The following is an 18,301-nucleotide window of genomic DNA, read 5'->3' as shown; positions in this document are numbered from 1 at the left end:
GGCCGGCGATTCTCGCCCTGCCGTCGCGCCCGAGCGAGGAGATCAAGGTGCGGCAAGAAGCGGCCACGTCCGGCCAGATCGCTCCCGAAGCGTGGCGCGCGATGAGCGAGGCGGCCGAGCGCGCCGGCCTGCCGCTCGACCAGTGGCTGAAGGCCCAGCTTCTGTCGACCACCGGCCCGCAGGAAGGCGCGGGCGGCGACATCAGCGACCTGCAGCGCCGCGTGCAGGAGCTTGCCGGCCGTATCGAGCAGCTCGTCGCTGTGCGCCCCGAAAGCACCTATGCCGAAACCTCCCACGCCGAGGCCCCCGAACGCGAACCGGCCTATGCCGAAGCCGCTTATGCCGAGACGGCCTATGCCGCCCGCGCCGACGTCGTGCCCGCCCGTGCGACCCCCGCGGCGCCTCCCGCCGCGCCGCGGGCGCCCGATTCGGCCGACGGGCGCATCGACGCCGCCCTCCGCCAGATCAACGAGCGCATCGAGGCGATGAACCGAGCCCGCCCCCGTCCCGCCGCCCGCGTCGAAAGCCGCGTGGAGGAGAACGACCGCCGCCTCGGCGACATCCTGCGCGCCGCCGAGACGGTGAGCCGGCGCGACCACCGCCTGCCCTCGGTCTCCAGCGCGCAGGACATCGAGGCCGCCGTAGCCGAGATCGCCGCCCGCCAGAGCGAGCTCGAAGGCGGCCGCGCCGAGCGTCGTCCCGACTGGCGTGGCCCGGAACGGGCTCCCGAGCGCCCCGCCGAGCCGCGCCCGGCCCAGCAGCACCCCTCGCGCCCCGCTTTCGAGGAGCCGGCCTCGTTCGAGGAACGCGCGGCCTCCACGCGCCGCCCCTTGCATGAGCAGCGCCCGGCCTTCGAGCGCTTCGCCCCCGAATTTGCGCGGCACGAATTCGCGCGTCCCGAACCCACGACCGAGCGCAGCTCCCCTCGCGAGGGCCCGACCGCTCCGCTGATCACGGCCCCGCCGATCACCTCCCACGCCGCGCCAGCGCCGTCCGGCGAGGTGCTCGACGCGCTGCAGCGCGAGCTGGCCGAGATGCGCCAGGGCCTCTCCTCGCTCGCCCCGCGCCGCTCGGTCGACGAGCTCCAGCGCACCGTCGCCCGCCTCGCCGAGCGCGTGGAGCGCACCGGCGCCGGCGACGACGAGCTGCGCGCCACCCTGCTCGCCCTGCGCGACATGATCGGCGCCCTGAAGCTGCCCGAGCACCCCAGCGTGCTGACCGGGCGCATCGACACGCTGGCGCGCAAGATCGACATCGTCAGCGCCAAGACCGTCGACGGCGCCGCCATCGCCCGGCTCCAGGCCCAGGCCTCGGAGATCCGCGATCTGCTCGGCCGCGCCATCTCCAACGACGCGGTGCGCCTGCTCGCCGAGCAGGTGGCGATCCTCGCCGCCAAGGTGAGCCAGATGGCCGGCGCCGACGAGGCGCTGATCCGCTCCGCCGTCGGTGGGCTGGAGAAGCGCATCGACGCGCTGTCCGAGCGCATCGCCACCCCGCCTTCGGCGCTGACCATGGACGAGATCCAGCGCCGGCTGGAGACCATCCAGCAGGGCCTCGCCGCCGCCCGCCGCGAGGGCCCGCAGGTGATGGAGACGGGGCTGCGCGACATCGCCGCCCGGCTCGAGCGGATCGAGCGCGTCGAGCCGCCCGCGCCCGCGCCCGACCATGGCCCGCGCTTCGACGCGCTGAGCCGGCAGATTGCCGAGATCACCGGCAAGCTCGACGCGGCCGCCCCCACCAAGGGGCTCGGCGATCGGCTCGCCGGCCAGCTCTCCACCATCGAGCGCGCGGTCAACGACCTCTTCATCCAGATGGAGGAGACGCGCGCCACCGTGCTCGCCAATGCCGGCCATCGCGGCCGTCCCCAGGGGGGCGGCAATGGCGGCAACGGCGCCAGCCTGCTGAAGCGCGAGATCGCCGCCATCGAGGCTGCCCGCGCCGCCGCTCCGAGCTCGGCACCGGCCTCGTCCGCCGCGCCGGCACCCGCACCTGCTTCCGCACCGGCCCCCGTCCAGAGCGAGGCTCCCGCCGCTCCGGTGGCCACGCCGCCCCAGGCCGCGCAGCCGGCCGTGCCGCCCGCGACCTATGCCGCGCCCTCCGAGCCGGTGTTCACGCCCGAGCCGGCCTCCATCCCCAAGCCCTTCGAGCCGCAGCTCATGCGCGCGGCGCTGGAGGAGCTCTCGCGCTCGCCGGAAGCCGCCGCCGCCTTCCGCCGGCCCGCGCCCCGTGCGCCCGAGCCTCGCATCGCCGACCCGCTCGCCGAGGCCGACGACACCGGCCGCATCCCCGACGCGCTGGGCGACATCTACAGCGACGACGGGCGGCCCACCCGCGCCGCCGGCCCCCACGTCCCCGCCGCCGTCAACGACGACGCCGACCCGCAGGACGCGAGCGAGGACGCGCAGGAGAACCTTCAGGACGGCATGGCGCAGGGCGTCCCCGCCGGGGCCGCGCCGGCGCGCACCCAGTTCATCGCCCAGGCCCGGCGCGCCGCCCAGCCCGCCACCGTGGTCATCCCGCAGGTGCACAGCCGCATCGGCGAGCGCGCGCCGCGCCGGCCGACCCCGTGGCTGGCCCGCATCCGCGCCATGCTGCTGATCGGCCTGTGCGGCTCGGCGCTGGCCTATGGCTCCTGGCACCTCCTCAGCACGATGCGCGAGGGCCAGCTCCGCGCTTCCGGCCCCTCCTCGCTGCCCGCCACCGCGCGCGGCGCCGGCCCCTCGCTGGAGGACATCACCGGCTCGGTCGGCAAGCCATCCACCGGCCCGACGTCTCACGGCGACCTCGGCCTGCCGCCGCCCGTCATGCCGTCCGCGCCCGCGCCGCTCGTCCCCGGCGGCACCGCGCCGGACCCCGACGCACCGGACGGCGTCAGGCCGCAGGCGCCCGGCCCCTCCAGCTTCAACCAGCCGAGCGACCTGCCCGGCAGCATCGGCAGCCCGGCCCTGCGCGCGGCGGCGCTCAGCGGCGATCCCGACGCGGCGTTCGAGATCGGCCGGCGCTACATCGACGGCATCGGCGTCGCGACCAGCGCGGTGCGCGCGGTCGAGTGGTTCGAGCTCGCCGCCAATCACGGCTCGGTCCCGGCCGCTTACCGGCTCGGCTCGATCTACGAGAAGGGCACCGAGGGCGTGCCGCGCGACGTCGCCAAGGCCCGCCAGCTCTACGAGCAGGCCGCCGACGCCGGCAATGTGCGCGCCATGCACAATCTCGGCGTGCTGCTGGCGGCGGGCATAGACGGCCAGCCCGACTACCGCGACGCGGTGCGCTGGTTCCGCCGCGCGGCGGAATTCGGCCTGCGTGACAGCCAGTACAATCTCGCCGTGCTCTACGCCCGCGGCTTCGGCGTCGCGGTCAATCTCGGCGAGGCCTGGCGCTGGTTCTCGCTCGCCGCCGCCGGCGGCGACAGCGAGGCGGCGGCCAAGCGTGACGAGGTCGCCTCCAAGATGGACACGCGGACCCTCGCCGCCGCCCGCGCCTCGCTCGACGGCTGGACCCCGCGCGTGGTCGACGCCAAGGCCAATGGCAGCGACGCCCCGGACTGGCAGCACCCCGACAGCCTGCCGCGCAAGACCGCTTCGCGGTGAGCTTCCGCGTCGCGCTGAGTTGCGAGTCGCTCCGGCCTCCCGCGTCCGCTGAGGTTCCGCCGCCCGTCACTCCGGACGCGCATTCGCGCTGAACACTACGCCTCGCGCAGGGACGCCGGCCCGGTAGCCAATGTCACCCGGCAGAACCTCCGGGGAAGCCGCCAGGTCCGCCGCCGCGCAGCACGTTCGGCCAAGTCCCGCCGCTCACCCCGTTGAACGCTGCTCTTGAAGCGCCCCGCGCCGGCCGCAACCGGCGGCGCACGACGGCGCCCCGCGCCTACCGGTCCGGCAGGCAGGCGTGATGGGCGATGCGGTAGGTGCGCGCGGCGCCGACCAGATGGGCCGCATAGGCGCCCGCGAACAGCCGCGCCAGCGCCGCGTCGCGGATGTTCAGCCCGCCGGCATAGGCGCCGAGCGCCGGCATGACGAGCCGCGCCCCGTCGGTGGCGAAGCAGCGCCGCCTGAGACCCCGCCCGCGCACGACCAGCCGCGCCACGGGGTGGAAATGGCCGGCGATCTCGCCCCGCACAGCGCCCGCCCCCTGTGTTGGCGCCCCCTGTGCCGGCTCGTGGCGCAGGCGCAGCGGCCCGATCGCCAGCTCCGGCAGGTGCACCCCGCCGAGCTCGGGCGCCGGGTCGGGATCGTGATTGCCCGCGATCCACACCATCTCGCGCCCGCGCGCGATTTCCGCCAGCGACTGCCGCTCGGCCGCGCCGAGCCGCGCCGCCCCGCCCCCGTCATGGAAGCTGTCGCCCAGCGCGACGATGGTGCGCGGCTTCGTGCGCTCGACGATGCGCGCCAGCAGGGCGAGCGTCGCCCGGCTGTCATAGGGCGGCAGCGGCACGCCGCGCCGGGCGAAGGCGGAGCCCTTCTCGAGATGGAGGTCGGCGACCACGAGCAGCCGCTCGGCCGGCCAGTAGAGCCCGCCGGCGGGGTCGAGCGTCAACCACGCGCCGGCGAGCTCGATCCCCTCGCCCGCCCCGGCCCGGCCGTCCGCGTCACCCTCCGCCATCTCCAGCGCCATCCAGCGCCTCCCTGATGAGTTCGTCCTCGGCCTCCGCCAGCAGCGCCTCGGAAGCCCCGCCGGCCACCATCTCGCGGCCGATCTCCAGCATCACCGGCACCGCCAGCGGCGAGACGCGGGCGAGCGGCACATGGTCGATTCGCCCGCGAATGCGCACCAGCATGTCGGAGAGCCGGCGGATGTCCAGAAGCCCGGTCGCCGCGTCCGCCCGCGCCGCGCGCAGCAGCACGTGGTCCGGCTCGTGCCGGCGCAGCACGTCATAGACGAGATCGGTCGACATCGTCACCTGCCGGGAATTCTTCTCCTTGCCGGGGAAGCGCCGCTCGATCAGCCCGCCGATCACCGCGCATTGCCGAAAGGTGCGCTTCATCAGCGCCGATTCGGCGAGCCAGTCCTCGAGGTCGTCGCCCAGCATGTCGGCGTCGAACAGCCGGTCGAGATCGAGCCGCGCCTGCGCAATCGCGAGCGAGAGGTCGCGCACGCCGTAGATCGCCAGCGCGTAGTCGTTGACCATGAAGCCGAGCGGGTGCAGCCCCAGCCGATCCAGCCGGCGGGTCAGCAGCATGCCGAGCGTCTGGTGCGCGAGCCGCCCCTCGAACGGGTAGGCGACGAGATAGTGCCGCCCGCCGCGCGGGAAGGTCTCGACCAGCAAATCCTCGCGCCCCGGCAGGCGCGAGCGCCGGCGCTGGATCTCCAGCCATTCGTGCACCTGCGCAGGCAGGCTCGACCATCCCTCGGGCGCGGCGAGCAGAGCGCGCACCCGCGCCGCGAGGAAGGTGGAGAGCGGGAACTTGCCGCCGGCATAGGAGGGCACCTTGGGCTCGGCGGCATTGGAGCGGGCGACCCGCACCTCGTCCTCGACGATGGTAATATATTCCAGCACCTCGCCGGCGAAGACGAAGGTGTCGCCCGGGCTCATGGTCTCGACGAAATACTCCTCCACCTCGCCCAGCACCCGCCCGCCGAAGCGCGATTTCGCGCCGGCGAGCCGCACCTTCAGCATGGTGGATTCGACGATGGTGCCGACATTGAGCCGGTACTGCTGCGCCACCATCGGGTTGGCGACCCGCCACAGCCCGTCCTTGCGCCGGCGGATGCGGGCATAGCGCTCGTAGGCGCGCAGCGCGTAGCCGCCGGTGGCGACGAAGTCGACCACGTCCTCGAAATCCTCGCGCGTCAGGCCGGCATAGGGCTCGGCCGAGCGCACCTCCTCATAGAGCTGCTCCGCGTCGAACGCCTCCGCGCAGGCCATGCCAAGCACATGCTGGGCCAGCACGTCGAGCGCGCCGCGGCGCTCCACCGCGCCGTCCTGCGCCCCCGCGCGCACCGCCTCCAGCGCCGCCCGGCATTCCAGCACCTCGAACCGGTTGGCCGGCACCAGCACCGCGCGGCTCGGCTCGTCGAGCCGGTGATTGGCCCGCCCGATACGCTGCATCAGCCGCGAGGAACCCTTGGGCGCGCCGACATTGACGACGAGGTCCACCGCCCCCCAGTCGATGCCGAGGTCGAGCGAGGACGTGCACACCACCGCCCGCAGCCGCCCCTCGCCCATCGCCGCCTCGACCCGCCGGCGCTGCGAGACATCGAGCGAGCCGTGATGCAGGGCGATCGGCAGGTTGGCCTCGTTGATGCGCCACAGCTCCTGGAACAGCAGCTCGGCCTGCATGCGCGTGTTCACGAACACCAGCGTCGTCGTGTTGCGCTCGATCAGCGCGTAGATCTCGGCCAACGAATGGCGCGCCGTGTGCCCGGCCCAGGGCACATGGGCGACGCTTTCCAGCATGGAAAGGTCCGGCGCAGCGCCCGGCTCGGCGACCACCACATCCCCCATCTCGCCGCCCATCACCTGCGGCACCAGCCAGCGCCGCAACGTGTCGGGATCGGCGACGGTGGCCGACAGTCCCACCGTCTGCGCCTCGGGCGCGATCCGCCGAAGCCGGGCAATGCCGAGCGAGAGCAGGTCGCCGCGCTTGGAACCCGCGAGCGCGTGCAGTTCGTCGAGCACGATGCGGCGGAGGTCCCCGAACAGATGCGCTGCGTCGGCCGAGGCGATCAGCAGGGCGATCTGCTCGGGCGTGGTGAGCAATATGTCGGGCGGGTCGCGGCGCTGGCGCTGGCGGCGCGAGGCCGGCGTGTCGCCGGTGCGGGTCTCGATGCGGATCGGCAGACCCATCTCCTCAGCCGGCCGCTCCAGATTGCGCGCCACGTCCACCGCCAGCGCCTTGAGCGGGGAGATGTAGAGCGTGTGCACGCCGGGCGGGCGGGCGCTGTTGCGCGCGCGCGAGCGCTCGGCGAGTTCGACGAGGCTGGGCAGGAAGCCGGCCAGCGTCTTGCCCGCCCCGGTCGGCGCGATCAGCAGCGAGGAGCGCCCCTCGCGCGCCCTGGCCAGCAATTCGAGCTGGTGCGCGCGCGGCGCCCAGCCGCGCCCGGCGAACCAGCGCCGGAACGTCTCGGGCAGGTCGGTGAGGCCCGCATCCGGCTCGCAGCCGCCCGCGCTCCGGGAATCCTCCTCCCGGACCTCGTCCTCTCGCCTGTCGTCGCGGGCGTCATCCATCGGCACGGCGAGAAGCTAATGCCTCGCCGCCGAATTGCGAGGGCAAACGCTCTGCGCGTCCCGCCCGTCACCCTTCCCGCAGCGCCACCGCGACCAGTCCCGGCACCGGGGCGCCGTTCTCGCGCCGGGTCCATTCCTGCGCGCAGGAGACCAGCGTCAGCCCGGCGCCCTCCACCCGCTCGCGCACATAGGCGGGCGCATGGGCGAAGCGCAGCGTCTCGCGCAGCAGCACGCCCTCGCCCTCATGGGTCTCGTCGGTGAAGGCGACGAGACCGCCCGGCTCCAGCACGCGGCGCGCCTCGGCCAGCACCGGGCCGAGATCGTCGAGATAGCAGAAGGCGTCGCCGGCGAAGACGAGGTCGACATCGCGGGCCGGCCGCTCGGCGAGGTAGGCCACCATCTCGCCCGCCGCCAGCGCGTCGTAGACCCGGCGCCGGCGCGCCCGGGCGATCATGTTGGGCGAGAGGTCCACCCCCTCCATCGCCCCGACATGGTCGTTGAGCCGGGCCGCCACCAGCCCGGTGCCGCAGCCCAGATCCAGCCCCCGCGCGAAGGCATAGGGCCGGCCGAGCGCGGCGCAGGCCTCGGCGAGCGCACGGTCGATCAGCTCCGGCCCGCGATAGTCGAGCCGCGCCAGCGCCGTGTCGAAGCGCTCGGCATACTGGTCGAACAGCGTGCGCACATAGGCTTCGCTCATGGTGGCGAGCGCGCCATCGAGCCGCGCCAGCCTCAGCGCCGCGCCGAGCCGGTCCTCCTCGTCGAGCGACAGCGCCTCCTCGAAGGCGCGCTTCGCCCCCGCCTCGTCGCCGCCCGCCTCGCGCGCCTCGCCGAGCAGGAACCAGCCCGAAGCGTAGCCCGGCGCGCGCCGCACCGCCTCGGAGAGCAGCTCGGCGGCATCGCCCGGATTGCCTTCATCCATCAGGGCGCGCGCCCACTCGATCCGGCGGTCGACCAAAGGGTCGCCGGAAGAAAGGACCAGCAGGCCGGCACTCATGGCGGGGGGTCTCGCGGAAATTGGGCGGCGAGCCCTATATCTTGTTCGTGATGCGCCCGGAAGAGCTACTTCATACAACCCCGCAGGGTCTCTACTCGCCCGCCGGCGACTTCTTCATCGATCCCGTGCGGGCGGTGCCCCGCGCGCTGATCACTCATGGCCATTCGGACCATGCCCGCCCCGGCCACGGCGCCGTGCTGGCGACCCGCGAGACGCTCGACATCATGGCGATCCGCTATGGCGAGGACTTCACCGGCGCCGCGCAGGAAGCGACCTATGGCGAGCGCGTGAAGGTGAACGGCGTCACCGTCACCTTCCTGCCGGCGGGCCACATCCTCGGCTCGGCGCAGATCCTGGTCGAGCATCGCGGCTGCCGCATCGTCGCCTCGGGCGATTACAAGCCCGGCGCCGACCCCACCGCGCCGGCCTTCGAGCCGGTGGCCTGCCACGTCTTCATCTCGGAGGCGACCTTCGGCCTGCCGGTGTTCCGCCATCCCGACCCGGCGGCGGAGACGGAAAAGCTCACCGCCTCGCTCGACCTGTTCCCCGAGCGCGCCCATCTCGTCGGCGCCTATCCGCTCGGCAAGGCGCAGCGGCTGATGGCGCTGCTGCGCGCCGCCGGCCATGAGCGGCCGATCCTCATCCACGGCGCGATGGAACGGCTCACCGCCTACTACGCCGCACGCGGCATCGGGCTCGGCGAGGTGAGGCTGGCACGCGAGGTCGCCCCCGCCGAGCTCGCCGGCTCGGTCGTCATCTGCCCGCCCGGGGCATTGAGCGACGTGTGGTCGCGCCGCTTCCCCGATCCGGTCACCGCCTTCGCCTCCGGCTGGATGCGCATCCGCGCCCGCGCCCGCCAGAACGGGGTCGAGCTGCCGCTCATCATCTCCGACCATGCGGACTGGGACGACCTGCAGGCCACCATCCTGGCCACCGGCTGCGAGGAATTGTGGGTCACGCACGGGCAGGAGGACGCGCTGGTGCACTGGGCGCTGCTCGCCGGCCTCAGGGCGCGCCCGCTGCACATGGTCGGCTATGGCGAGGAGGAGAGCGAGAGCGCGCCCGATACGCCCGCTCCCGACACGCCCGCTCCTGCCGACCGGGAGGACGGCGCGTCATGAACCGCTTCGCCGCCCTGCTCGACCGCCTCGCCTATGAACCGCGCCGAAACGGCAAGATCCGGCTCATCGCCGACTATTTCCGCCACACGCCGGACCCCGAGCGCGGCCATGCGCTCGCCGCGCTCACCGGCGCGCTGTCGTTCCGCAACGCCAAGCCCGGCCTGATCCGCCAGCTCATCGCCGAGCGCACCGATCCGGTGCTGTTCGCCCTCTCCTACGACTATGTCGGCGACCTCTCCGAGACCGTCGCGCTGATGTGGCCCGCCCCGCCGCCCGACACGGGAGACGCATCGGATGAAGGGGAAGCCGCCGAGGGCGATCCGACCTCCCGAAGCGGCGAACGCGATCTCCCCCTCTCCGCCATCGTCGACGCCTTCTCGACCATGGGCCGCTCCGAGCTCCCCGCCGTGCTCGCCGCCCTGCTCGACCGGCTGGACGAGACCGGACGCTGGGCGCTGCTCAAGCTCATCACCGGGGGCCTGCGCATCGGCGTCTCGGCCCGGCTCGCCAAGACCGCGGTGGCCGCGCTCGGCGAGCACGCGCCGGACGAGATCGAGCTGGTCTGGCCCGGCCTCGCCCCGCCCTATGAGGAGCTGTTCGCCTGGGCCGAGGGGCACGGGCCGCGCCCCGAGACCGACGACCCCGCCCCGTTCCGCCCGGTCATGCTCTCGCACCCGATCGAGAACCCCGACTTCGCGGTGCTCGACCCTGCCGATTTCCGCGCCGAATGGAAATGGGACGGCATCCGCATCCAGGCGGTGCGCGCGGCGGGGGCGGACGGGCGCCCCGTCACCCGCCTCTACAGCCGCACAGGCGAGGACATCTCCGGCGCCTTCCCCGACCTCGCCGGCGCGCTCGCCTTCGATGGCGCGGTCGACGGCGAGCTGCTGATCCTGCGCGAGGGGCGGGTGCAGTCCTTCAACGTGCTGCAGCAGCGGCTCAACCGGAAGGTCGTCTCGGCGAAGCTGATCGCCGATTACCCGGCCCATATCCGCGCCTACGACCTGCTGGTCGAGGCCGGCGAGGACCTTCGCGAACTGCCCTTCGACGCGCGCCGCGCCCGGCTCGCGGCGCTGGTCGCCGCCCACCCGGAAGAGGGCCGGCTCGACCTCTCGCCGCTGGTGCCCTTCGACTCCTGGGAAGCGCTGGCGGCGGCCCGCGCCGACCCCGCCGCGCATGGAGCCGGAGCGGATGCGGAGGCGGTCGAGGGGGTGATGCTCAAGCACGCCGACAGCGCCTATCTGCCGGGCCGGCCCAAGGGGCCGTGGTGGAAGTGGAAGCGCGACCCGCACAGCATCGACGCCGTGCTGATGTATGCCCAGCGCGGCCACGGCAAGCGCTCCTCCTACTATTCCGACTACACCTTCGGCGTCTGGACACGGGAGGGCGAGCTGGTGCCGGTCGGCAAGGCCTATTTCGGCTTCACCGATGCCGAGCTGATCGAGATCGACCGCTTCGTGCGACGCAACACGGTCAACCGCTTCGGCCCCGTGCGCGAGGTGGTGCACACCTCGACCGAGGGGCTGGTGCTGGAGGTGGCGTTCGAGGGGCTCGCCCGCTCCACCCGCCACCGCTCGGGCCTCGCCATGCGCTTCCCGCGCATCTCGCGCCTGCGCTGGGACAAGCCGCCGGGCGAGGCCGACCGGCTGGAAACGCTGGAAGCGATGATCGGCGATGAAGGCCGCGCTCCCCGTCGCCCCTCGCCCGTGCTAGGTGAGGACCGTTCGCGTGCCGAAGGAGCTTGAAGAGAGATGGCCGACAATCAGCTCACCCGCTGGATGGGTGGCTCGCCGTTCTGGGTGCTGGTGCGCCTGATCCTGCTCTGCGTGGTGGTCGGCGTCATCCTCTCCGCGCTCGGGCTCGACCCGATGAACATCCTGTCGAGCCTTGAGGGGCTGGTGCGCCACCTGTTCCATTTCAGCTTCGACGCGGTCGAGAAGCTGTGGCGCTACTTCGTGCTCGGCGCGGTCATCGTCATCCCGCTCTGGCTGATCACGCGCATCGCCAGCCGCGGCCGGTGAGGCCGTGAACATCGGTGCCGGCGGCCGGGTGGAGGTCACCTCCCGGCGCTTCCTGGCCATCGCCCTGCCGGCGACCCTGGCGCAGATGACGACCCCGCTGCTCGGCCTCGTCGCCACCGGCGCCATCGGGCGGCTGGGCGACGCGGTGCTGCTCGGCGCGGTCGCGGTCGGTGCGCTGCTGTTCGACTTCACCTTCTGGATCTTCGGCTCGCTGCGCATGGGCACGGCGGGGCTGACCGCCCAGGCGCTCGGTCGCGGCGAGGTCGTGGAGCTGCGCGCCGTGCTGGTGCGCGCGCTCATCATCGCCGCCGCCATCGGCCTCGTGCTGATCGCGCTGCAGTTCCCGATCGGCCACGCCGCCTTCTCGCTGATGGGCGCGAGCGAGGGCGTGCATGCCGCCGCGGCGCTCTATTTCTCGATCCGCATCTTCTCCGCGCCGTTCGCCATCGCCAATTTCGCCCTGCTGGGCTGGTTCGTCGGCGTCGCCCGTACCGATATCGGGCTCGGCCTGCAGTTCCTCATCGCCGCGGTCAACGCGCTCGCCACCGCGGCGCTGGTGCTGCACTGGGATTTCGGCGTCGCCGGCGCCGCGCTCGCCAACGTGCTCGCCGAGACCGCCGGCACGCTGGCCGGGCTGGTGGCGGCGGCCCGCCTCGTCGGCCGCGACTGGCGGGTGCCGTGGCGCGCCGTGCTCGACCGCGCCCGGCTGGTCGAGACCGTCGCGGTCAACTCCGACATCATGGTGCGCACGGGCCTGCTCATGGCGGTGCTGATGTTCTTCACCACGCAGGGCGCGCGCACCGGCGACGTGACGCTGGCCGCCAATGCGGTGCTCTACAACATGGTCATGGTGAGCGCCTTCTTCCTCGACGGCTTCGCCACCGCCGCCGAGCAGGTCTGCGGCCAGAGCATCGGCGCGCGCGACCGGCCGGGCTTCCGCCGCGCGGTGCGCCTCACCCTCGCCTGGGGCTTCGGCTTCGCCGCCCCCGCGACGCTGGCGATGCTGCTGGGCGGCGGGGCGCTGATCGACCTGCTCACCGCCAACGGGCAGGTGCGCCTCGTCGGGCGCGAATTCCTGCCGCTGGCGGCGCTGACCCCGCTCATCGGCGTCGCCGCCTTCGCCTATGACGGCATCTATGCCGGCTCGGCCTGGGCGCGCGACATGCGCAACATGATGCTGCCGGCGGTGGTGCTGTTCTTCGCGGTGTGGTGGTTCGCCCAGCCGCTCGGCAATGGCGGGCTGTGGTTCGCCTATCTCGCCTTCATGGGCGGACGCGGCCTGTTCCTCGCCTGGCGCATGCCGGCGCTGGAGCGGCGCTCCTTTCCCGGCCCCGCGCCCGCCGGCCCGCTGAGCCCGCAGCCGGGCTCCTGAGCCGGCAACGCGCGGCCCGTCCCATCCACGCTCAGCCCGGAAACGGCTCGGCGAGCCGGGCGGCGACGCCGCGACCGACCAGCGCGGCGAGGCTCACGCCTTCCTTCTCCAGATGCGCCAGCAGCCCGGCCTTGATCCGCTCCACCAGCCCCAGCCCCTCATAGACCAGCCCGGAATAGAGCTGGATCAGGCTGGCGCCGGCCTCGATCTTGGCGATCGCGGTCTCGGCGCTGTCGATGCCGCCGACCCCGATCAGCGGGAACGCGCCCTCCACCCTTGCATGGCTCTCCGCCAACATGCGGGTGGCGAGCGGGAACAGCGGCCGGCCGGAGAGACCGCCCGTCTCGTCCTTCTCCCGCGCCCGCAGGCCGGCCGGGCGGGAGATCGTGGTGTTGGCGACGATCAGCCCGTCTATGCCGCGCCGGCGCGCCACCTGCACGACGCCGTCGAGATCGGTGAGGGCGAGGTCGGGGGCGATCTTCACCAGCAGCGGCACGCCCGGCGCCGCCGTGTCGCGGGCCTCGATCACCCGCGCCAGCAGCTCGTCGAGCGCCTTCTCCTCCTGCAGGTCGCGCAGGCCCGGCGTGTTGGGCGAGGAGATGTTGGCGGTGAAGTAGCTCGCCAGCCCGGCGAAGGTTCTTATGCCGGCAACATAGTCGGCCGCGCGGTCGGTGCTGTCCTTGTTGGCCCCGACATTGACGCCGACGATCCCCGCCCGTCCCCGCCGCGCCATGACCCGCGCCACCAGCCGCGCCTTCGCCGGCCCATGGCCGCCGCTGTTGAAGCCGTAGCGGTTGATCACGCCGCGGTCCTCGCTGAGGCGGAAATTGCGCGGGCGCGGATTGCCCGGCTGCGGGCGCGGCGTGATGGTGCCGACCTCGACGAAGCCGAAGCCCGCGCCCAGCATCGCGTCCGGCACCTCGGCCTCCTTGTCGAAGCCGGCGGCGAGCCCGACCGGGTTGGGAAAGGCGAGCCCGAACGCCTCGACCGCGAGCCGCTCATCGTCCGCCCCCGCCCGGCGCGGCGGCAGGCAGGACAGGGCGCGGATGGCGAGGCCGTGCGCGCTCTCCGGGTCGATCAGCCGGGCGAAGGGCAAGGCGAGGTCGAGCAGGGCGCTCATCGGCGGTCAACCTTCCTCGGAGGAGGGGAAAATGTCGGGCGGAAACCTATGCCGGCCGTCCGGGCCGAGCGGCAGCTCCCGCACCCAGGCCACGGCATCGAGCGGCAGCGGCCCGTAGAGATGGGGAAACAGCGCGCCCCCGCGCGAGACCTCCCAGCGCAGCAGGCCCAGTTCCAGCGTCGCGGTGCGGACCGCGACCAGCAGCAGGTCGGCCTGCCCGGCGAAGTGCTTCGCGGCGGTCTCCGCCACCTGTCCGGCGGTCGAGAAATGGATGAAGCCGTCCGCCAGATCGACGGGCGCGCCGGTGAATCGGCCGGCCGCCTCGGCCGCCCGCCAGGGCGCGCGCGGGGTGATCTTGAAGATGAGCGAAGCATTGTCCGGGGCCATGACAAGGGCTCTAACGGTCGCCGCCCGAACTGGCAACTTTAACTCCAGGTTGCAAGTTGCCAAACATTGGACTTCTGCGAGAATAGGGTATATTTCCCATGGCTTAGATAAAAGTCCGGCCCCCCATGCTGACCCATGCCCAGATCTGGCGGGCGATCGATCGGCTTGCCGAGCGCCACGGCCTGAGCGTCTCGGCTCTGGCCAAACGAGCCGGACTCGACGCCACCACCTTCAACCGATCCAAACGCGAACAGACGGACGGGCGGCCGCGCTGGCCCTCCACCGAGAGCGTGGCCAAGATCCTCGCCGCCACCGGCACCAGCCTCGACGATTTCATGCAGTTGGTAGCCGGCGTGCGGATGGGGGGGCGCCCGGTGCCGCTGATCGGCTTCGCGCAGGCCGGCGCGGGCGGCTATTTCGACGATGCCGGCTTTCCGGTCGGCGGATTCTGGGACGAGATCGTCTTCCCCGACATCGGCGACGACCACGCCTACGCGCTGGAGATAGCCGGCGATTCGATGATGCCGCTCTACCGCGACGGCGACGTGGTGGTGGTCTCGCCCTCGGCGCCGATCCGGCGCGGCGACCGGGTGATCGTGAAGACGCGCGAGGGCGAGGTGATGGCCAAGGAGCTCAAGCGCCGCACCGCGCGCACCATCGAACTGCGCTCGCTCAATCCCGAGCATCCCGACCGCATGCTGCACGACCGCGAGATCGCCTGGATCGCCCGCGTGCTGTGGGCGAGCCAGTAGGTCCGCTATCCGCGAACATCCGCCCATGAAAAAAGGACGGCCCGCGCTGGGCCGTCCTTCCATTCGCTGGCGAGGCGCTGCTGTCAGCAGCGCACGGCGATCCGGTTGCCGTAGCGGTCGCGCGTCCAGCACTCCCTCGGAGCCGTCGCGGCGCCGACGACCGCCCCGGTGCCGGCACCGATCGCCGCGCCCGCGGCCGCGCCCGAGCCGCCGCCCGCGATGCCGCCGATGATCGCGCCCGCACCGCCGCCAACCAGCGCGCCCGTGCCCGCGCGACGTTCCGTGGTGGTGCAGGCCGCCAGGCTGAACGCCACCGCGCCGATTGCCAGAATCCTGAGCATCATGGTTTCTCTCCAGACTTGGCCGCCCCGAGAAGCCGGCCCCATTGATCCGGTGCGCTAACGCCCGGACCGGACGGTCGGTTCCGGCCGAAAGGCCGTTCGCGCCCTCCGCCGGCCTCCCCAGGCGTCGGCGAGCCCGCCCCGCGTGCCGCTTTCCCGCCGTTTCCGCCGGTCCGGCCCTTCCGGCCGGCGGGTGCCGACACTACGTTCCGGGGGACCCTTTCCGACCCGTGGAGTTGCACATGAGCATCCGCCTTGGAGACACCGTCCCCGACTTCGAAGCGCAGACCACCGAGGGCCCGATCCGCTTCCACGAGTGGCTCGGCGATTCATGGGGCGTGCTATTCTCGCACCCGAAGAACTTCACCCCGGTCTGCACCACCGAGCTCGGCCAGGTGGCCCGGCTGAAGCCGGAATTCGACCGCCGCAACGTGAAGGTGATCGGCCTGTCGGTCGACCCGCTCGACGCCCACGCGAAATGGGCCGACGACATCGCCGAGACCCAGGGCTTCGCCCCCAACTTCCCGCTGATCGCCGACGAGGACCGCACCGTCTCCGGCCTCTACGACATGATCCATCCCAACGCCTCGGACACCATGACCGTGCGCTCGGTGTTCATCGTCGGGCCGGACAAGAAGCTGAAGCTCTCCCTCACCTATCCGGCCAGCGCGGGGCGCAATTTCGACGAGATCCTGCGGGTGATCGATTCGCTCCAGCTCACCGCCAGCCATTCGGTGGCGACGCCCGCGAACTGGAAGGAAGGCGAGGACGTCATCATCGTCCCCTCGGTCAGCGACGAGGCCGCGAAGGAGAAGTTTCCGCAGGGCTGGAAGACGCTGAAGCCCTATCTGCGCATGGTGCCCCAGCCCGGCAAGTGAGCGGGCAAAAGAGCTGCATACGGGCCGGCGGATAGCCGGGCAACGATCCCGCGCGGCGTGCTCCCGCAGCGCGGGGACACCTTACGGGTCGAGCCCCTTGCCGTACTCGATGAAGCCCGAGCGCTCGGCGACGCCGTCATAGAGCCGACGCGCCTCGGCATTGGTCTCGTGGGTCAGCCAGTAGACCCGCGAGCAGCCGAGCCGGCGCGCCTCCTCGCCCACATGGGCGATCAGCGCCCGCCCGACGCCCCGGCCGCGTGCCGCCTCATCGACGTAGAGGTCGTTCAGATAGCAGTAGTCGCCGACCGCCCAGGTGGTGCGGTGGCGCACATAATGGGCGAAGCCGAGCGCCTGCCCGTCGGCAACGGCGAGCGCGCCCCACATCGGCTCTGCCTCGTCGAGCATGCGCCGCCACGCGGTCTCGCCGACCTCGGCCGGGATGTCGACCTTGTAGAAGCGCTGGTAGCCCTGCCACAGCGGCAGCCAGGCCGCGTGGTCCTCCGCGCGCAGCCCGCGGATCTCGATCACGCCAGCACCGTACCGGTGGCGAGAGGGTTACCGCGCAAAAAATCCGGCGCCGACATCGCCCGGCTGCCCGCCTTCTGCACCTCCACCAGCCGCACCGCGCCCTCGCCGCAGGCGATGGTGAGCGCGTCATCGAGCACCTCGCCCGGCGCGCCCGCGCCGTCGGCCAGGCTCGTGCGCATCACCTTCACCCGCGCCCCGTCGAGCTCGAACCAGGCGCCGGGGAAGGGCGAGAGGCCGCGCATGTGGTCGTGCACCTGCCTCGCCGGCCGGCGCCAGTCGACCCGCGTCTCGCCCTTCTCGATCTTGGCGGCATAGGTCACGCCCTCGCCGGGTTGGGGGGTGAAGGCGAGCGCACCGCGCTCCAGCGCCGCCAGCGCCCGGCCCATCAGGTCGGCGCCGATCCCCATCAGCGCATCGTGCAGCTCGCCCGCCGTCATGTCCGGGCCGATGGCGACGCGCTCGATCAGCCCCACCGGGCCGGTGTCGAGCCCCGCCTCCATCTTCATCACCGCGACCCCGGTCTCGGCGTCGCCGGCCATGATGGCGCGCTGGATCGGCGCCGCGCCGCGCCAGCGCGGCAGCAGCGAGGCGTGCAGGTTCAGGCAGCCGAGCGTGGGCAGGTCGAGGATCGCCTGCGGCAGGATGCGGCCATAGGCCACCACCACCGCGACGTCCGCCTCATGGGCGGCGAAGGTCGCCGTCGCCTCCTCGCCGCGCAGGGTCGAGGGGGTAAGCACCGGCACGCCGAACTGCTCGGCCGCCCGGTGCACCGGCGAGGGCACGAGGTCGAGCCCGCGCCGCCCGCCCTTGGCCGGCGCGCGCGTATAGGCGGCCACCACCTCGTGGCCGCGCCCGACGATCTCGGCGAGCGTCGGCACCGCGAAATCCGGCGTGCCCATGAAGACGATGCGCATGATGGGGCCTCCCGGCGGTGCGTAATGGTCGGGGTGCGCGGGAAGGCGCGCGGGCAAGCACGCGGGACCGGCGGCGGCTCAGGCGCCGTCGCGCTCCTTCTCCCGGGCGATCTTGGTGAATTTCTTCACCACCCGGTCGCGCTTGAGCTTGGAGATGTGGTCGATGAACAGCACGCCGTTCAGATGGTCGATCTCATGCTGCACGCAGGTCGCGAGCAGCCCCTCGGCGTCGATCTCGCGGGTCTCGCCGCTGAGGTCCATGTAGCGCACCCGCACCCGCGCCGGGCGCTCGACCTCGGCATAGTATTCCGGGATCGACAGGCAGCCCTCCGAATAGACCGACAGCTCGTCCGAGGCGGCGATGATCTCCGGGTTGATCAGGGCGATCGGGTTCTTCTTCCGCTCGCCCTCCTCCTCGCCGTCCTCGTCCTCGCCTTCGCGCGGGCCGACATCGATCGTCACGACGCGCTCGGGCACGCCGACCTGGATCGCCGCCAGCCCGATGCCGGGGGCCTCGTACATGGTCTCGAACATGTCCTCGACCAGCGCGCGCACCTTGGCGTCGACCCGGACCACAGGGTCGGAGACGAGGCGCAGCCGCGAATCGGGAATAATGACAAGAGGGCGTATCGACATGATGGCGTTGAGATAAGCGCTGTGTGCCCGCGGGTCAACGGAGCTCGGTGCGGGCGCGTTCGCCTTCTGTTC

The 18,301-nt window shown here is 72.6% G+C and carries 16 protein-coding genes; 7 read left to right on the top strand and 9 right to left on the bottom strand.

Annotation, left to right across the window (positions count from 1 at the left end):
• The first annotated feature begins 47 nt into the window (after nucleotides 1–47).
• Nucleotides 48–3,587, top strand: a complete 3,540-nt coding sequence (locus NVS89_RS22920; RefSeq protein ID WP_309486534.1) for a hypothetical protein — start codon at nucleotides 48–50, stop codon at nucleotides 3,585–3,587.
• A 277-nt stretch (nucleotides 3,588–3,864) separates the two neighbouring features.
• On the opposite strand, the gene pdeM is transcribed toward NVS89_RS22920, so the two are convergent.
• From pdeM to NVS89_RS10190, 3 genes are all read right to left on the bottom strand, one after another.
• Nucleotides 3,865–4,611, bottom strand: coding sequence for a ligase-associated DNA damage response endonuclease PdeM (gene pdeM / locus NVS89_RS10200; RefSeq protein WP_258732586.1), 747 nt, complete (start codon nucleotides 4,609–4,611; stop codon nucleotides 3,865–3,867).
• The gene (locus NVS89_RS10195) at nucleotides 4,586–7,165 is read right to left on the bottom strand and encodes a ligase-associated DNA damage response DEXH box helicase (protein WP_258732585.1); all 2,580 of its coding nucleotides are present in this window, start codon (nucleotides 7,163–7,165) and stop codon (nucleotides 4,586–4,588) included. Before NVS89_RS10195 ends, pdeM begins: the two co-directional genes overlap by 26 nt.
• 67 nt (nucleotides 7,166–7,232) lie before the next feature.
• A complete protein-coding gene (locus tag NVS89_RS10190; RefSeq protein ID WP_258732584.1) occupies nucleotides 7,233–8,159 on the bottom strand; it encodes a class I SAM-dependent DNA methyltransferase in 927 nt (308 codons plus the stop codon).
• A gap of 50 nt (nucleotides 8,160–8,209) precedes the next feature.
• On the opposite strand from NVS89_RS10190, the gene NVS89_RS10185 reads away from it, so the two are divergent.
• Genes NVS89_RS10185 through NVS89_RS10170 form a run of 4 tightly spaced genes read left to right on the top strand, consistent with a single transcriptional unit; the run spans nucleotide 8,210 to nucleotide 12,673 of the window.
• Nucleotides 8,210–9,280, top strand: a complete 1,071-nt coding sequence (locus NVS89_RS10185) for a ligase-associated DNA damage response exonuclease (protein ID WP_258732722.1) — start codon at nucleotides 8,210–8,212, stop codon at nucleotides 9,278–9,280.
• The gene (locus tag NVS89_RS10180; RefSeq protein WP_258732583.1) at nucleotides 9,277–11,025 is read left to right on the top strand and encodes a cisplatin damage response ATP-dependent DNA ligase; all 1,749 of its coding nucleotides are present in this window, start codon (nucleotides 9,277–9,279) and stop codon (nucleotides 11,023–11,025) included. Before NVS89_RS10185 ends, NVS89_RS10180 begins: the two co-directional genes overlap by 4 nt.
• 6 nt (nucleotides 11,026–11,031) lie before the next feature.
• Nucleotides 11,032–11,301, top strand: coding sequence for a DUF6460 domain-containing protein (locus NVS89_RS10175; RefSeq protein ID WP_258732582.1), 270 nt, complete (start codon nucleotides 11,032–11,034; stop codon nucleotides 11,299–11,301).
• Between the two features lie 4 nt (nucleotides 11,302–11,305).
• Nucleotides 11,306–12,673 carry an MATE family efflux transporter gene (locus NVS89_RS10170; protein WP_258732581.1) on the top strand — a complete coding sequence of 456 codons (1,368 nt, stop codon included), beginning with the start codon at nucleotides 11,306–11,308 and terminating at the stop codon, nucleotides 12,671–12,673.
• 31 nt (nucleotides 12,674–12,704) lie between these two features.
• Here NVS89_RS10170 and NVS89_RS10165 read toward each other — a convergent pair whose 3' ends face one another.
• Both NVS89_RS10165 and NVS89_RS10160 read right to left on the bottom strand, forming a co-directional pair.
• On the bottom strand, nucleotides 12,705–13,793 hold the full coding sequence (locus NVS89_RS10165) for a quinone-dependent dihydroorotate dehydrogenase (protein ID WP_258732580.1): 1,089 nt from the start codon (nucleotides 13,791–13,793) through the stop codon (nucleotides 12,705–12,707).
• Between the two features lie 6 nt (nucleotides 13,794–13,799).
• Nucleotides 13,800–14,180, bottom strand: a complete 381-nt coding sequence (locus tag NVS89_RS10160) for a DUF952 domain-containing protein (protein ID WP_258732579.1) — start codon at nucleotides 14,178–14,180, stop codon at nucleotides 13,800–13,802.
• Nucleotides 14,181–14,305: 125 nt separating this feature from the next.
• Here NVS89_RS10160 and NVS89_RS10155 point away from each other — a divergent pair, with 125 nt between their 5' ends.
• Nucleotides 14,306–14,932, top strand: a complete 627-nt coding sequence (locus tag NVS89_RS10155; RefSeq protein WP_258732578.1) for a S24 family peptidase — start codon at nucleotides 14,306–14,308, stop codon at nucleotides 14,930–14,932.
• Between the two features lie 83 nt (nucleotides 14,933–15,015).
• On the opposite strand, the gene NVS89_RS10150 is transcribed toward NVS89_RS10155, so the two are convergent.
• A complete protein-coding gene (locus NVS89_RS10150) occupies nucleotides 15,016–15,276 on the bottom strand; it encodes a YMGG-like glycine zipper-containing protein (protein ID WP_309486192.1) in 261 nt (86 codons plus the stop codon).
• A gap of 239 nt (nucleotides 15,277–15,515) precedes the next feature.
• On the opposite strand from NVS89_RS10150, the gene NVS89_RS10145 reads away from it, so the two are divergent.
• Complete coding sequence (locus NVS89_RS10145) at nucleotides 15,516–16,151, top strand: peroxiredoxin (RefSeq protein WP_258732577.1); 636 nt, start codon at nucleotides 15,516–15,518, stop codon at nucleotides 16,149–16,151.
• An 81-nt stretch (nucleotides 16,152–16,232) separates the two neighbouring features.
• Here the strand turns inward: NVS89_RS10145 and NVS89_RS10140 are convergent, their stop codons facing one another.
• From NVS89_RS10140 to def, 3 genes are all read right to left on the bottom strand, one after another.
• Nucleotides 16,233–16,679: a GNAT family N-acetyltransferase gene (locus NVS89_RS10140; RefSeq protein WP_258732575.1), complete on the bottom strand. Its 447-nt coding sequence runs from the start codon at nucleotides 16,677–16,679 to the stop codon at nucleotides 16,233–16,235.
• Complete coding sequence (fmt, locus tag NVS89_RS10135) at nucleotides 16,676–17,593, bottom strand: methionyl-tRNA formyltransferase (protein ID WP_258732574.1); 918 nt, start codon at nucleotides 17,591–17,593, stop codon at nucleotides 16,676–16,678. The genes NVS89_RS10140 and fmt overlap by 4 nt, the downstream gene beginning before the upstream one ends.
• Before the next feature lie 78 nt (nucleotides 17,594–17,671).
• Nucleotides 17,672–18,229 carry a peptide deformylase gene (def, locus tag NVS89_RS10130; RefSeq protein ID WP_258732573.1) on the bottom strand — a complete coding sequence of 186 codons (558 nt, stop codon included), beginning with the start codon at nucleotides 18,227–18,229 and terminating at the stop codon, nucleotides 17,672–17,674.
• Nucleotides 18,230–18,301: the final 72 nt, after the last annotated feature.

The organism is Ancylobacter mangrovi, assembly GCF_024752355.1.
Lineage (GTDB): Bacteria > Pseudomonadota > Alphaproteobacteria > Rhizobiales > Xanthobacteraceae > Ancylobacter > Ancylobacter mangrovi.
The sequence above is the reverse complement of the archived record's forward strand: the minus strand, read 5'-3'. Positions and strand labels throughout refer to the sequence as shown.

What these genes read in the sequence shown, in the direction of transcription:
- NVS89_RS10155 (WP_258732578.1), top strand. Translation starts at nt 14,306, where the DNA reads ATGCTGACCCATGCCCAGATCTGGCGGGCGATCGATCGGCTTGCCGAG.
- NVS89_RS10180 (WP_258732583.1), top strand. Translation starts at nt 9,277, where the DNA reads ATGAACCGCTTCGCCGCCCTGCTCGACCGCCTCGCCTATGAACCGCGC.
- pdeM (WP_258732586.1), bottom strand. Translation starts at nt 4,611, where the DNA reads ATGGCGCTGGAGATGGCGGAGGGTGACGCGGACGGCCGGGCCGGGGCG.
- NVS89_RS10195 (WP_258732585.1), bottom strand. Translation starts at nt 7,165, where the DNA reads ATGGATGACGCCCGCGACGACAGGCGAGAGGACGAGGTCCGGGAGGAG.
- NVS89_RS10145 (WP_258732577.1), top strand. Translation starts at nt 15,516, where the DNA reads ATGAGCATCCGCCTTGGAGACACCGTCCCCGACTTCGAAGCGCAGACC.
- NVS89_RS10165 (WP_258732580.1), bottom strand. Translation starts at nt 13,793, where the DNA reads ATGAGCGCCCTGCTCGACCTCGCCTTGCCCTTCGCCCGGCTGATCGAC.
- def (WP_258732573.1), bottom strand. Translation starts at nt 18,229, where the DNA reads ATGTCGATACGCCCTCTTGTCATTATTCCCGATTCGCGGCTGCGCCTC.
- NVS89_RS10160 (WP_258732579.1), bottom strand. Translation starts at nt 14,180, where the DNA reads ATGGCCCCGGACAATGCTTCGCTCATCTTCAAGATCACCCCGCGCGCG.
- NVS89_RS10190 (WP_258732584.1), bottom strand. Translation starts at nt 8,159, where the DNA reads ATGAGTGCCGGCCTGCTGGTCCTTTCTTCCGGCGACCCTTTGGTCGAC.
- NVS89_RS10175 (WP_258732582.1), top strand. Translation starts at nt 11,032, where the DNA reads ATGGCCGACAATCAGCTCACCCGCTGGATGGGTGGCTCGCCGTTCTGG.
- NVS89_RS10150 (WP_309486192.1), bottom strand. Translation starts at nt 15,276, where the DNA reads ATGATGCTCAGGATTCTGGCAATCGGCGCGGTGGCGTTCAGCCTGGCG.
- NVS89_RS10185 (WP_258732722.1), top strand. Translation starts at nt 8,210, where the DNA reads ATGCGCCCGGAAGAGCTACTTCATACAACCCCGCAGGGTCTCTACTCG.
- fmt (WP_258732574.1), bottom strand. Translation starts at nt 17,593, where the DNA reads ATGCGCATCGTCTTCATGGGCACGCCGGATTTCGCGGTGCCGACGCTC.